We start from the raw sequence: 13,539 nt of genomic DNA, 5'->3' as shown, positions 1-13,539 counted from the left end.
ACTTAAAGTCACCGTTCTGGAAACCCCTCAATGACGACGGAAAATATCCATAAGCACCGCATTCTGATTCTCGATTTTGGTTCTCAATATACTCAGTTGGTCGCGCGCCGCGTACGTGAGCTTGGCGTGTACTGTGAACTCTGGGCGTGGGATGTCACCGAAGCGCAGATTCGCCAGTTCAATCCAAGCGGCATCATCCTGTCTGGCGGCCCGGAAAGTACCACCGAAAACGACAGCCCGCGCGCACCTGACTATGTGTTTACTGCGGGTGTACCGGTTCTGGGTGTGTGTTACGGCATGCAAACCATGGCGATGCAGTTGGGTGGCAAGGTGGAAGGGTCCAACGAGCGCGAGTTTGGCTATGCGCAGGTTGAAGTCAACACCGCAAGCGCGCTGATTCGCGATATCGAAGATGCCATCAGCGCGGCCGGTAAACCGCTGCTGGATGTCTGGATGAGCCACGGCGATAAAGTGACTGCTATCCCTGATGGTTTTGTTACGGTCGCCAGCACAGAAACCTGTCCGTTTGCCATCATGGCTAACGAAGAGAAACGCTTCTATGGCGTGCAGTTCCACCCGGAAGTCACGCACACGCGTCAGGGACTGCGCATGCTGGAACGTTTCGTGATGGATATTTGTGAATGTGAAGCGCTCTGGACACCGGCGAAAATCATTGAGGATGCCGTCGAGCGTCTGCGTGTGCAGGTCGGCAACGACAAAGTGATCCTGGGCTTATCCGGCGGTGTGGATTCGTCAGTGACTGCCATGCTGCTGCATCGCGCCATCGGTAAAAACCTGACCTGCGTATTCGTGGATAACGGGCTGCTGCGCCTGAACGAAGCTGAGCAGGTGCTGGACATGTTCGGCGACCATTTTGGTCTGAATATTGTGCACGTTGACGGTGAAGCACGTTTCCTGAATGCCCTGGCAGGGGAAAACGATCCGGAAGCGAAGCGCAAAATCATTGGCCGCGTTTTCGTCGAAGTGTTTGACGAGCAGGCATTGCGCCTGCAGGACGTGAAGTGGCTGGCTCAGGGCACTATTTATCCTGACGTGATTGAATCCGCAGCCTCGGCTACCGGTAAAGCGCACGTGATCAAGTCGCACCACAACGTGGGTGGCCTGCCAAAAGAGATGAAGATGGGCCTGGTCGAGCCGCTGCGCGAGCTGTTTAAAGACGAAGTGCGTAAGATCGGTCTGGAGTTAGGTTTGCCTTACGATATGCTTTATCGCCATCCGTTCCCGGGGCCTGGCCTTGGCGTGCGCGTGCTGGGTGAAGTGAAGAAAGAGTATTGTGACCTGCTGCGTCGCGCAGATGCCATCTTTATTGAAGAGCTGCACAAAGCCGACCTCTACAACAAAGTCAGCCAGGCCTTTACCGTGTTTCTGCCTGTGCGTTCCGTTGGCGTGATGGGCGATGGCCGTAAATATGACTGGGTTGTCTCACTGCGTGCCGTCGAAACCATCGACTTCATGACCGCCCACTGGGCGCACCTGCCGTATGACTTCCTGGGACGCGTATCCAATCGCATTATCAACGAAGTTAACGGCATTTCCCGGGTAGTTTATGATATTTCGGGCAAGCCACCGGCGACGATTGAGTGGGAATGATTTACAGCCTTTTGCTGACGATTGACACCGAACTGTAAAAACCTTGAGCCATCAGCCTTTGCTGGTGGCTTTTTCTTTTTATCCATTGTTGAAAGACTCGATTTAGCGTCGGTAATAATTTTTGCCTTATCGGCATGCTGAAGAGCCTGAAAATAGCTCTAAAACTGTACATTATCATCAAAACTTCTCTATGCAGTGCACAACTGAAAACTTACTGCAACGCCATTCAGCTTTACAATCGTTTCGTGGGGGAGATGACAGGGAAAGGAGTCAGGCGCAGATTATCTGCATGCAGCTTACATCATCGATTGTCCTGATTATTTAGCTCAGGCTATTGCAGATGTTGAAAGTAGCTGCGGTAGTTTTATATGATGGCTGATATAATATCGTGCTTCAATGTTACAGTGTTGAACCATACTGCATACTATTTATGTTTTAACAATATTAGCATAACGGATTAAGAATTTTCTGTAAACGTAGTATGAACCCCACATACCCACAAGAAATATGTGATTAATAGAATCCATAACGGTACTATCATTACATATTTTATCAGCTTGATAGCAGTATTAGGCACTTAATTGTTAAGTACGCACTACATTTACGCTGGATGTTTCAACTCAATCTCGGTTGGTTATGTTTCAAGGAGGTAATGAATGTTTAACCGCATTACAGTAATCCCGCCAGCAGGCGCGGAATCCTTGCTGTTCTGGAAATTGAATGGTACAGAAGTAATGTCCCGATCATTCACCCTGAACGTTACTATGCTCAGCCAAGATGAAAATATTGATCGTAAAGCGCTACTTGGAAAATCGTTGACAGTGTTCGTTCCCACTCAGAGTCTGCAGCCTCGTTATTTCAACGGTAAAATAACGGAGGTAAACCTTCAGGGGACTGAGCTGAACGGGATTCGTTATGCGGTTTATCTCTTCAAAATTGAATCTGATTTATGGCCACTACTCCGAAATCGAGATCAGCGTATTTTTCAGAATCAGCGGGTTCCTGATATTGTTAAGACCATCCTGTCCGAATATGATGTACAGGTTGAAGACAAGCTTACTGGCGAATACCGTAACTGGGAATATTGTGTTCAGTATCAGGAGAGTAGCTACGAATTTATTTCACGGTTGATGGAACTTGAAGGAATATATTTCTTTTTCCGACACGATGCGGAATCGCATACGCTTGTGCTAATGGATTCAGCAGTGAGTCATCAACCTTTCAATGGTTATGAAGTTATTCCTTACCATATCAGCCCGTCAGGTGGTACAACCAGTGAGGAAGGCATAGGGAAATGGGCTATAAGTGAACGAGTAATGCCAGGTCTTTACAGCATAGATGACTATGATTTTAGGAAACCTCATGCCTGGATGTTTCAGGCTCGGCAGAACCCCGCTTCACCCTCGCCAGGTCAAATAGATTATTATGAGTGGCCGGGAAGATTTGTTGATCAGCAGCATGGTGAATTTTATGCACGTATTCGCCAGGAAGAATGGCAGGCAGAACAGCAACGCGTTGATGCTTCCGGTACGGCACTTGGCATTGCGCCAGGATACACTTTTACTCTCTCTGCGCCGCCCTATAAAGCTAATAGTAATGAATACCTTGTTGTCAGCGCAGATTATACATTTGAAGAAAACAGCTATGCTAGCGGTAGCGTCACCGATAGTATCCATAAGATAAATTTTGCAGTGATTCCTGCAGATATTAATTTTCGCTCGCAACAACGAACAGAATGGCCACGAACCCATGGGCCGCAAACAGCTCGCGTCGTTGGACCTGTTGGAGAGACCATCTGGACTGACAGGTATGGTAGGGTAAAAGTGAAGTTTCACTGGGACAGGCATGCCAAAGGCGATGACACTAGCTCTTGCTGGGTTCGTGTATCAAGTGCATGGGCTGGTCAGGGCTTTGGCGGTGTACAAGTACCTCGAGTTGGAGACGAAGTCGTTATCGACTTTATTAACGGCGATCCAGACAGGCCAATAATTACTGGACGAGTATATAACGAAGCCAGTATGCCTCCATGGGAATTGCCAGCCGCCGCGACAGTGATGGGTTTTATGACTCGAAGTAAAGATGGTAATAAAGACAATGCCAGCCACCTTTTTTTTGAAGATAATCCAGGTTATGAACTTGTTGATTTGCATTCAGAAAAGGATATGAAGGTTTCAGTTGAAAATGATCAGAACGTAAGTATTGATGGCAACCGTAACACCGCGATAAAAAAAGAACAAAACGATAATATTTCCGGGGATGCAACCTTTCATTATCACCAAAAGCGTACGACTACCGTTGATAATATCGAAACGAAAAACTTCAATAATGGTGAGCACACGACTATACAAAAAGGAAGAACGCTAAAAGTCTTAGATGGTGGAGATACCGTCGAGGTAACAAGTTACCGTGATACTACCATTAACGGTAGAGAGTCCCATCACGTAACCGGCAAACTGACAGAAACGTATAATCAGGGCTTGAATACGACCATCGATAGTGGTGGTAAAGTTGAAACCATTAATGACGGTGTACTAGTAAATATTAATAGCGGAAACTGGACGCAGAACGTTAATGACGGCACTATCACTATATATAGTCCGCATGATATTACCTTACGTAGCACCACGAAAATAAACCTTGACGCACCAAATATTAAAAGCAAAGCAAAAGCTCATAATGAAAGTTTTACTGGAAACTCTTTCAGCGTTACTGGGTTTTCAGAAAGTTTTACTGGCGCTTCTTTTGGCTTTACGACCTCAACAATTAGTACATCCGTCATGAGTGTGTCAGTTGGTGCATTTTCAATAAAAAACAAACCTTTCGAGCTTAAACGCCACGACAATAAAATTCAGTTTGTTAGTGGAACAGAAACAACACTATCTAGTTTTCGCTCTTTTCTGAGCGCGTTAACCACTTTTGTTTAAGAAGATGAAAATGGCAAATTTAGCTATGTGGAGTCTGATAATCGCAACGGCGATTATTGTAATGATCGTTATTATAGGCATTCGCAATTCCGTTTTGGCGGCACGCGGCAATGAGTCCACAATGCAGGATGGTACGGAAACGACGGCCCTAATTATTAATGCAGTGCAGCATCGCAATCAGAATGCTGAGGGACGCCTCTCAATCAATCTTACCGTCGAATTCACCGCTGGGACTGAAAAAATCCTGACGCAAAAAGACGTAGTGGTGAAAATTTTCAATGCAGATGAGTTCAAGCCGGGACGGCAGGTGACTATACGTTATAGAAATGACTCGCCGTCGAAAATCGTGGTGTTGGGCAACGAAATTAATTAAAACTCAATATAATCAGTGGGTTAAGTTTAACCGATGTGTAAGCATGGCTTTCATTACAGAGGTAATCTGTTGGATTTTAACGCCAATAATAAGTAGGACCGGCATGAGTATCTAAAAAACGACAGATAACGGCTTGTGCCATTATGAGAAAACCAATACCCGAATTTATAATCGACTTATTAAGAAAAAAGCCCCTTTGGTAGCTTTGAGACAAATAAATAACCAGCCGTTATTCTTCGGCTGGTCAAACGTTATCGTTTACATTAATGTTGTTCTGGCCACAATTTTTTATGAGCCATCTTATCTCTGGAAAGAAATGAACTTATTTTAAATGTTCCTTCAATTCCGCTGACGCCTGGCCAATCGCCGTACGCACGGTAGGCTCTTTACTCAAGGCATTCAGCAAACCAAAGTCGTGAATCATGCCGTTATAGCGGGTAACCGTCACCGGTACACCGGCGGCATCCAGCTTACGACCAAAGGCTTCACCCTCATCGCGCAGCACGTCGAGTTCGGCAGTCTGAATCAGCGTTGGCGGTAAACCTGCCAGTTGTGCCTCAGTGGCACGCAGCGGAGAAGCCAGAATGTTATTCCGATCTTTATCTGACGTTGTGTAGTTATCCCAGAACCACTTCATCATGTTTCGGGTCAGGAAATAGCCGTTGGCGAATTGCTGATAAGAAGCATCATCAAAGCGGGCATCGGTAACAGGCCACAGCATCACATCGTAACGAATCGCCGGGGTTTTATGTTGTTTGGCCTGCAGCGCGACGGCGGCCACCATGTTGCCTCCCACGCTGTTACCGACCAGCGCCAGGCGCTTACCGTCAACGCCAATTTCCGCACCGTGTTCGGCTACCCATTTTGTCGCTTCATAAGCCTGGTTAATCGCGACCGGATAATGGGCTTCCGGTGATGGCTCGTAATTCACAAATACCGCCGCAGCGCCGGATTCGTTCACAAGGTCTCGCACCAGACGTTCGTGCGTCGGGAAGTCACCCAGCACCCAGCCGCCACCGTGGAAGAACATGAATACCGGGAGCACTCCGCTGGCGTGTTCGGGTTTAACAATCGTTAGTTTGAGTGGTTTGCCCAATGCTGTGATGGTTTTTTCAGAAATCTGTGCTGGCGGCAGCGCGGCGCCTTGCTGCGCGCCTGTCAGCACTGCGCGTGCTTCTTTCGGCGTTAAGGTTTCGATGGGCTTGCCGCCGCCGCTGTTAAGGGCTTTAAGAAAGGCGGCGACACCAACGGTAGGTTCAGGCGCATTCTCCACAGGGCTGGCCCATGCTGATGTGATCTGGCTGGCTAACAATAAAGCACCTGCGGTGAGTTTCACGTTCATTTTGATTTCCTTGTGTTTGCGATTAAGTAGTGCGCTATTTAGTTTGGCTAAGATGGCAGGATTTTATCGTGTTGTAAACTATTAAATAGTGCGCTACTTAATATTTTCTCTCTGATGCGATAAGAATGTGAATGACGAAAGGCAAAAGGAAGAGGCGCGGCATCGCTATTGGACGGCATTTTTTAACTATTTGCCCGTTGGTTAATCAATTTCGTGCCAGCTGTTTTTTTGAGCGCTACACTCATATCTGTGCCGCTACGCTGTCAGTCGGTAAAACCGCCTCAGGGCGCGAACACAGGCGGCATGATGAAGGCTGGCAATCAGGCTGTCTGATGTCTCACTACTCAAGGATTGAATTAACCATGTTTAAGCGTCTTCTCTCTTCTCTGCGCAATAAAAACCAACCCGCCGATACCGCACCAGACGAGCCCGCTCAAGAACGGGAGATGATTGTTGCTTACGATGCTCATGGACAGGAAATGTACATTGCACGCAATGAATGGCGTGAGAAGGTCTTTCTGCCGGATCTGGAAAAGAAGTGGGATGATGCGGACGCGTTGTACACCGCGATTCTGATGGGGTTGAAAGACGCCTTTGCTTCCGATCTGGTTGCGGCAGCGGAGCGCCTGGTGGACATTGACAGCAATCCCGAGCGAAGTCATACCCTTCACGGCATCGTACTGATGAAAACCGGCCAACTGGATGCGGCAGAACAAACCCTGCGCCAGGGAATCGATAAATCAGGCGCGACAGGAACCTTACTCACTAATCTGGCGAAAGTCTTTTCCGAGCGTGGTGAGGATAAACAGGCAGATGACACGCTCTGGCAGGCCATTCAAACGGACCCCAACCTCGACAATGGCTTACTCTGGTGGGCGAGCATCCAGCGCGAGCGGGGTGGTGATGAGGCCTATATCGAGGGCTTACGCAGCATTGCCGCGATGCCGGGAAGCTGGCGGGCACAGCTCTGGATGGCCCGTTTTTATCTGGAGCATAACGAAACCGACAAGGCTCGCGGACTTTATGACGAGGTACTGTCGGGTGGACGGTACGATTCTGACGCGCTGTATATGATCTCTGGTGACCTGGGACGAAATGGCGAGATTCCCCTTCTGATTTCGCTGGTTGCGCCTCATTACGATGTTCAAAAGCACGATCCTATGGCCGGTATAAATTTATTGCAGGCTTATCTTGAGCAGGACCAGACGGAGCAGGGGCTCAAGCTTCTTAACCAGCTGTATGCACTCAATTTTGCCCCGATCAAGCAGCATCTTGATTATTACAGACAAGCGTTTGAAGAGAAACGTCGCCAAACGGAACCCGTTCAGCAGGTGGCGCCTGATGATGTGAAAATCACAACGTTATCTGTCACGCAGCCCATTTGGCATTACGGCTTATGCAAAGCCGACTGGCTGTTTAACCAAAAATCCGAAGAGACAGCGAAGATCGGTTTCTTTGCGTTATCAAAAATACCTGATGGATTAGCAGCCCAGGGCATACAGCGTGAAGACGAGCTTGGCCGCCTGTCGCGCGCGATTCCGCTCTATCTGGCTGAAGCCGTACATTACTGGAGTGATTATGCGGCGTGCACCTATTTTCTGATGGCGGAGGGCCATGGTCCTGTTCTCACTGGCCAACCGATGGTGGGTGAGGATATTTATGAGATCCTGCCTCCTGACATGAAGTATGTGGTGACGGGGGAAATTGGCTGCACTGGCGAGGGCGAACAGCGTCGTTGGCAGATTGCGTTGTCGCTGTGGAACTGCACCACGCGCAGTAAACAGTTGACTGAAACTGAAGAGGCAACGGATGCCGGGTTAGGCAACGTGATGCAGGAGCTGGAGCGAAAATTACTGATGCAGGCCGGCCTGAAGCGCGAACATCCACTGGATGCCTTTCATCAACGTCCTCCGGCTGACGCGTTGCCTGTCTATCTGACCGGGCTGGGGCAATCGTTAATGCTGACGTTGCTGGCTAACCAACAGGTTCCGTATTCGGAGGTCTGGAATGAGCGCGCTATGTTGGACTTGCCGCTGAATATTTCCCTTCGCTGGCCATCCCTGACTGCCGCTAAAATCATGTATCTTTCCGGGTTGGGCAAAGCTTTCGATTATCACTCCGAGGCACTGCCGGGTTACCAGACATCCAGTCTGGAATGGCTGAGAATGGAGAGCAGTCAACACAGCGTGATCGCAGGACTCGCGCCGCTGATGTGGAAAATATTTGGCATCGAAGGTGAGATAAACTCACGCAGCCAACCTGCCGCGCCGGAGGCGCAGCAGCGCTATGAAGCGTGGTTGCAACGTGTAGCGGAAAAGGCGATAACAGGCTAGTTTTCAGACGGCGGGTTCAAGATAACCTATGCTGTTGCTGAAATCGCCAGGCATGAAATGCACCTGGAATCTGTTATCCGCCTCGTGCATGGGTGAAGTGCAGGCTTCGCGTGCCTTCGGGATTGGATCTGACGCCTTCCGTACTGACCGCAAAGCAAAGGGCAGCCCAGACCGGTCGCCCGCTGAATGCGGGCGGCGAGTATCCCTGTTTACTTCCTGAGCCTGGGCGGGTTTCAGGCTGGCTGATTCTGCGTATAGCCCGCCTCTGAGCATGCTGGTGGTGAAAGCCATCACGGCCTTTTAACGTTGCGTGATGGCGGGCATTACGTCAGCAGCCACTAACCAGCGGGAGTGAATATTGCGATGACATCGCAGCATAGTTAGTGAATACAAACCCTATATTTCATTGCAAAATCATCCCTTATCTTTTACCTGCAGGAACCGCGATGCTGCCTCTGAAAATCTTCAGTCTCTGTTTTCTCACCGTGATTTTGCTGTCGCTTGCGGCCAGCCTGGCGCAAGCCACTCATGGTAACAACGCTACCGGCCAGGGTGGCTGGGCGACGGCTCGCCGGGATTCGGCTGGCGTTGCGCCCGATCCTCATGCTCATGCCAGTCAGGCTATTGTTCAGGTCTATGCCGCACCGACATACGGCTGGAAAGGCGCAATCGCAGTGCATCCGTGGATTATCTTTAAACGTGCAGGTGAAACCCGCTATACACGTTACGAAGTGATTAGCTGGGGCAGTGGCGATAAAGTCAGGCGCAATTCATCCCTGCCTGATGGCTACTGGTACGGAGCAAAACCGCGGCTGCTGGTTGAGCATCGCGGCCCCGATGCGCAAAAAATGATCCCGCAAATTGAAGCCGCCATAAAATCCTATCCCTGGCCTACCACCTATCATGCCTGGCCTGGACCCAACAGTAATACCTTTATGGCGCACATCGGTCGTAACGTGCCCGCCTTGCAGCTTGACTTGCCCGCCAACGCACTGGGAAAAGACTACCGGCCATTATGGCGTCCGGTGGGGTTACCGCCTTCAGGTCGTGGGGTTCAGGTGTCGATACTCGGCGTAGCAGGCATCACCTTAGGGGCGGAAGAGGGGATTGAATTCAATCTTTTGGGGTTAAGCGCGGGAATAGGCTTTTTCCCGTTTCGGTTGCGGCTGCCCTTTATCGGTGGTTTAGGCAGCAATAACCTGCAGGAAAATAAAATCTGACGGCCGAATAGCCCGGAATAGGGCAATCAGAAAAGGTTACCCGGAAGCCAGGCTCCCGGGTAACCGAATGGCCGGTTGCCTTAACCGTTGCGGTCGGTGTGAGTCACGTCATCCCTTTTAACAGACGCCAAAATCGCCCTCTTCATGGTAGAGATTGACGCTTTCTGCGTTAACTTCAATTTCCTTTTTGCTGGCATCGTCCACGCGAGCGCACCACAGTGTTTCACCATCGGCACGCAGTACGACCATTTTGGGTCCGCCCGTTTTCGCTTGTACCAGGTCATCAGTTTTAAACATATTTCCTCCGTTGTTATCTTCGATTGTCGTCCATCACGTCAGGCTGACACTTTTTTGCGTAATCCTTTCCATTTTAGTCGCAACCTGTTTTACCTGCCGCCAGACAGCCCGCATGCTGCCCCTGTACCGCACGAATGACACTTTAGTTGTCAGTTGACAACCCTCTAAAGACAAGGAATGATAGGCGCCATGGTGGACAGAAAGCGACATCCCAGCAAAGAGATTGAAGCCGCCTTATGTTACGCAGAATCACAGGGGTGGCTCGTGGTGGCTACGGGTCATCACGCATGGGGCAAAATGTACTGTCCGGCAAATCTGGCGACGTGCCGCTGTGGGGAATACTGTCTGACCTGTATCTGGCGCACGCCAAAAAATGCCCATAACCATGCCAGAGCGCTGCGGCGCGTGGTAGATAACTGTACCGTTACTGATACGTTAAAAAGAGGGAATTAATATGACGGAATATCATTTCATCTTGCGGTTTGAATTGCCTGAATCAGCGGGGTCCATTGATGCGTTACTGGAAAAACTGGCGGAGGCAGGATGCGATGATGCATTGGTCGGTGCCGGTGTGGCAGGCAAGCTGGCGCTGGAATTTACGCGCCACGCCGACTCGGCGAGCCACGCACTCAGCAGTGCGATAGCAGATGTGCAGTCTGCTATTCCTGGCGCATTGATGGTTGAAGCCGCGCCTGATTTTGTCGGCTTAACTGATGTTGCAGACCTGATTGGTGTATCACGTCAGAACATGCGCAAACTGATGCTGACGCACAGTAAACAGTTTCCGTTACCGGTACACGATGGCAAAACGGCTATCTGGCATTTAGCTGATGTGCTGGAGTGGCTGGGGCAGCGCAATCACTACCAGCTGCCCGCGGTCACCTGCGAACTGGCACAGGTGACACGTCGACTGAATGTCATGGGATCGCTGCAGCGCTACGGTTATCAAAACCAGTAATCAATGCGGTATCAGGAAGATCGTCGCCAGGCCCAGGAAAATAAAAAAACCACCGGTATCGGTGATGGCGGTAATTAATACGCTGGAGCCCACGGCGGGATCGCGTTTCATTTTGGTCATGACCAGCGGCACCATCACACCCATTATGGCTGCCAGCAGAAGATTCAGCACCATGGCCAGCATCATGACGCCGCCCAGCGCCATGTTGTCGTACATAAGCCAGGTGATACCGCCCATAATCGCGCCCCAGAACAGGCCGTTGATCAAGGCTACGCCGAGTTCGCGCATAAACAGGAACGAGAAGTTGCCCGGTTCAACCTGATGCAGCGCAAGGGCGCGGACAATCATCGTGATGGTCTGATTGCCGGTATTACCGCCAATACCGGCAATAATCGGCATTAACGTGGCAAGGGCGACAATTTGCGAGATAGTGTTTTCAAACAGGCCAATGACGCGGGATGCAATAAACGCCGTACATAAATTGATCGCCAGCCAGGCCCAGCGATTACGCACAGATTTACGCACCGGGGCGAAAACATCCTCTTCCTGGCTAATCCCGCCCATTTTACGGATATTGCTTTCGTTCTCTTTGTTGACCAGGTCGACAACGTCTTCAATGGTAATACGGCCAATAAGTTTACCCTGCGCATCGGTCACCGCCGCTGAGATCAGGTTATAACGTTCAAAGGCACTGGCCGCGTCTTCGGCTTTGTCGTCGAGCTGAAAGGTGGTGGGATGCGAATTCATCACGTCGCTCACCATAGTCTTAGGTTTGTTCAGCAGGATATCGGTTAGCAGTAGCTCGCCCAGCAGCTGATTGTTTTCATTGGTGATGAAGATTTTGTCTGTGCCATCCGGCATGCTTTTGCCTTTACGCAAAAAGCGCTGCACAGTGGCTAATGTGACATCCTCGCGTACCGTGAGGATATTAAAGTCCATGACCCGACCCACGCGATCACGGTCAAACTGCATCACGCTCAGGATGCGTGCTCGCAGGTTCGGCTCCAGAGAGGTCAGCAGGCGTCCTGTAAGGTCGCGCGGCAGGTAACGCACCAGCCAGGCCTGATCGTCAATATCCAGCGGTTCCATCGCCTGCAGGATGGCGCGATCGCTCATCTCTTCGGTCAGGCTGTCCCAGACGGTTTCTGAGGCTTCAACCAGTACGCGGCCGCGTTTTTCACCCGGAACCAGGCTCCAGAGTGCCAGTCGGGCTTCTTCAGGCAAGGCTTCAAGAATATCGGCAAGGTCAGCGGCGTGAAGCTGGCTGATGTCTTGCTGGAGTATTTCCCGATGTATCGCATTTTCACGTTGCTGCTCAGGGGAGAGATGACTGGCTTTATCCAGTAATTCATCCACAAGGTCGTGCTCATTGAGCAGCAGCGTCAGAATACGATGACGAATTTCACTTAAACGTTGAGAGTGTGAGGCAGACACATTGCATCCCTTTAGTCTGAAAGCACCTGCACGAAGTGTAGCGTTTTGACTGGAAAAGGGATGTAAAAAATGGCGCAAGCAGCGGGATTGCGCGTCGTTTAATCAGGTTAATGACACCTTTCGATTAACGACTGTCAGAAAGCGTCGTGATCACCGGCGGTGATTCAGTTTGTTTTTGCTGGTGATGCTCGAAGGCCGCAGGCAGGATAAAAACGAGGCGACTAAACAGAATGATAAAACTGATCAGTAAAACAATCCGCGTCATGCTGACGCTTTTTTTACGTCTTCGTGGAGAAAGGGCGCTGTTCACGCAGGGTAATTCCTGTAATAACCCAAACCGGGCGACAGCAATATTTAGTCACAGTCGCCCAGTGAAATCAACCGTTGTTTAAAAAAAACACAACTGTGTTAATAACTGGCTTTCTGCGCCAACAGCGTGGCAAAGCGGCAGTTAATCCGGTTGCCGTTTTCATCTTTGCGATGTAGCTGTCCCCGGTTTTCGTTGTACTTCACAATATGCCAGTTGCGGTAGTAATGACTTAACTCACCCGATTTAAAGGCAAACGGGAAGTCAGACGGGCAGGGCGCGTCCTCGGTATTCATGGCCGCAACAATCAGGTTAAAGCCGTTTTTCACCGTACAGGCCTGCATATCGGCAATAAGCTGCGGGATCGTTCCCGGTTGTAAAAACATCATTACCACCGTGGAGAGCACCACTTGGTAGGCTCCATTAAAACGCACCTGGTTCAGATCCTGTTGGGCCGTATGAATGCCGGTCAGGCCTTCGGTGGCAATAATGTGATTCAGGCGATCCAGGCTGGCGGGATTATGGTCCCAGGCCGTGACTTCAAAACCATGTTGATTCAGGAACAGCGTGTTACGCCCGCTTCCGCATCCCAGATCAAGCGCTTTTCCGGGCGTCAACTGAGGTAAGGCTTCGACCACTTCAGAATGGGTCGGTGTTAAGCCGTAGGTCTCGGCAAAATAATTATCGGTTCGTAATGTCATCGTCGTCGGTTCAGTGATGCGGGCAGTCAATGCCCGCAT

General features: G+C 50.2%; 12 protein-coding genes. 7 read left to right on the top strand and 5 right to left on the bottom strand.

What is annotated here, in order from left to right; genetic code table 11:
• Positions 1-30 precede the first annotated feature (30 nt).
• The 3 genes from guaA (at position 31) to NR177_RS13150 (ending at position 4,908) form a co-directional block, all read left to right on the top strand.
• Complete coding sequence (guaA, locus tag NR177_RS13160; protein ID WP_096012821.1) at positions 31-1,611, top strand: glutamine-hydrolyzing GMP synthase; 1,581 nt, start codon at positions 31-33, stop codon at positions 1,609-1,611.
• A 656-nt stretch (positions 1,612-2,267) separates the two neighbouring features.
• Positions 2,268-4,535, top strand: coding sequence for a type VI secretion system Vgr family protein (locus NR177_RS13155; RefSeq protein WP_256853033.1), 2,268 nt, complete (start codon positions 2,268-2,270; stop codon positions 4,533-4,535).
• A gap of 10 nt (positions 4,536-4,545) precedes the next feature.
• Positions 4,546-4,908, top strand: coding sequence for a hypothetical protein (locus tag NR177_RS13150; RefSeq protein WP_218995370.1), 363 nt, complete (start codon positions 4,546-4,548; stop codon positions 4,906-4,908).
• A gap of 322 nt (positions 4,909-5,230) precedes the next feature.
• Here the strand turns inward: NR177_RS13150 and NR177_RS13145 are convergent, their stop codons facing one another.
• Entirely contained in the window at positions 5,231-6,250 is a 1,020-nt protein-coding gene (locus NR177_RS13145) for an alpha/beta hydrolase (protein WP_096012822.1), read from the bottom strand.
• A 362-nt stretch (positions 6,251-6,612) separates the two neighbouring features.
• Here NR177_RS13145 and NR177_RS13140 point away from each other — a divergent pair, with 362 nt between their 5' ends.
• Positions 6,613-8,583, top strand: coding sequence for a lipopolysaccharide assembly protein LapB (locus NR177_RS13140; RefSeq protein WP_256853032.1), 1,971 nt, complete (start codon positions 6,613-6,615; stop codon positions 8,581-8,583).
• 446 nt (positions 8,584-9,029) lie between these two features.
• Positions 9,030-9,803, top strand: a complete 774-nt coding sequence (locus NR177_RS13135) for a DUF3750 domain-containing protein (protein ID WP_256853031.1) — start codon at positions 9,030-9,032, stop codon at positions 9,801-9,803.
• A gap of 117 nt (positions 9,804-9,920) precedes the next feature.
• Here the strand turns inward: NR177_RS13135 and NR177_RS13130 are convergent, their stop codons facing one another.
• On the bottom strand, positions 9,921-10,100 hold the full coding sequence (locus NR177_RS13130; RefSeq protein ID WP_063880551.1) for a DUF2158 domain-containing protein: 180 nt from the start codon (positions 10,098-10,100) through the stop codon (positions 9,921-9,923).
• A 189-nt stretch (positions 10,101-10,289) separates the two neighbouring features.
• On the opposite strand from NR177_RS13130, the gene NR177_RS13125 reads away from it, so the two are divergent.
• Together NR177_RS13125 and NR177_RS13120 are read left to right on the top strand one after the other, a co-directional pair.
• Positions 10,290-10,553: a hypothetical protein gene (locus NR177_RS13125; protein ID WP_082875218.1), complete on the top strand. Its 264-nt coding sequence runs from the start codon at positions 10,290-10,292 to the stop codon at positions 10,551-10,553.
• Between the two features lies 1 nt (position 10,554).
• Positions 10,555-11,058, top strand: a complete 504-nt coding sequence (locus tag NR177_RS13120) for an AlpA family transcriptional regulator (RefSeq protein ID WP_096012827.1) — start codon at positions 10,555-10,557, stop codon at positions 11,056-11,058.
• Here NR177_RS13120 and mgtE read toward each other — a convergent pair whose 3' ends face one another.
• The 3 genes from mgtE to tehB all read right to left on the bottom strand — a co-directional run bounded on the left by mgtE (position 11,059) and on the right by tehB (position 13,539).
• Entirely contained in the window at positions 11,059-12,492 is a 1,434-nt protein-coding gene (gene mgtE / locus NR177_RS13115) for a magnesium transporter (protein WP_256853030.1), read from the bottom strand.
• Positions 12,493-12,616: 124 nt separating this feature from the next.
• The gene (locus tag NR177_RS13110; RefSeq protein WP_063880548.1) at positions 12,617-12,802 is read right to left on the bottom strand and encodes a YfgG family protein; all 186 of its coding nucleotides are present in this window, start codon (positions 12,800-12,802) and stop codon (positions 12,617-12,619) included.
• Positions 12,803-12,900: 98 nt separating this feature from the next.
• A complete protein-coding gene (gene tehB, locus NR177_RS13105; protein WP_256853029.1) occupies positions 12,901-13,539 on the bottom strand; it encodes a tellurite resistance methyltransferase TehB in 639 nt (212 codons plus the stop codon).

It is taken from the genome of Pantoea sp. Fr+CA_20, assembly GCF_024520835.1.
Taxonomy (GTDB): Bacteria; Pseudomonadota; Gammaproteobacteria; order Enterobacterales; family Enterobacteriaceae; genus Pantoea; species Pantoea allii.
Note: the sequence above shows the minus strand (reverse complement) of the source record. Positions and strands in the feature narration are given on the sequence as shown.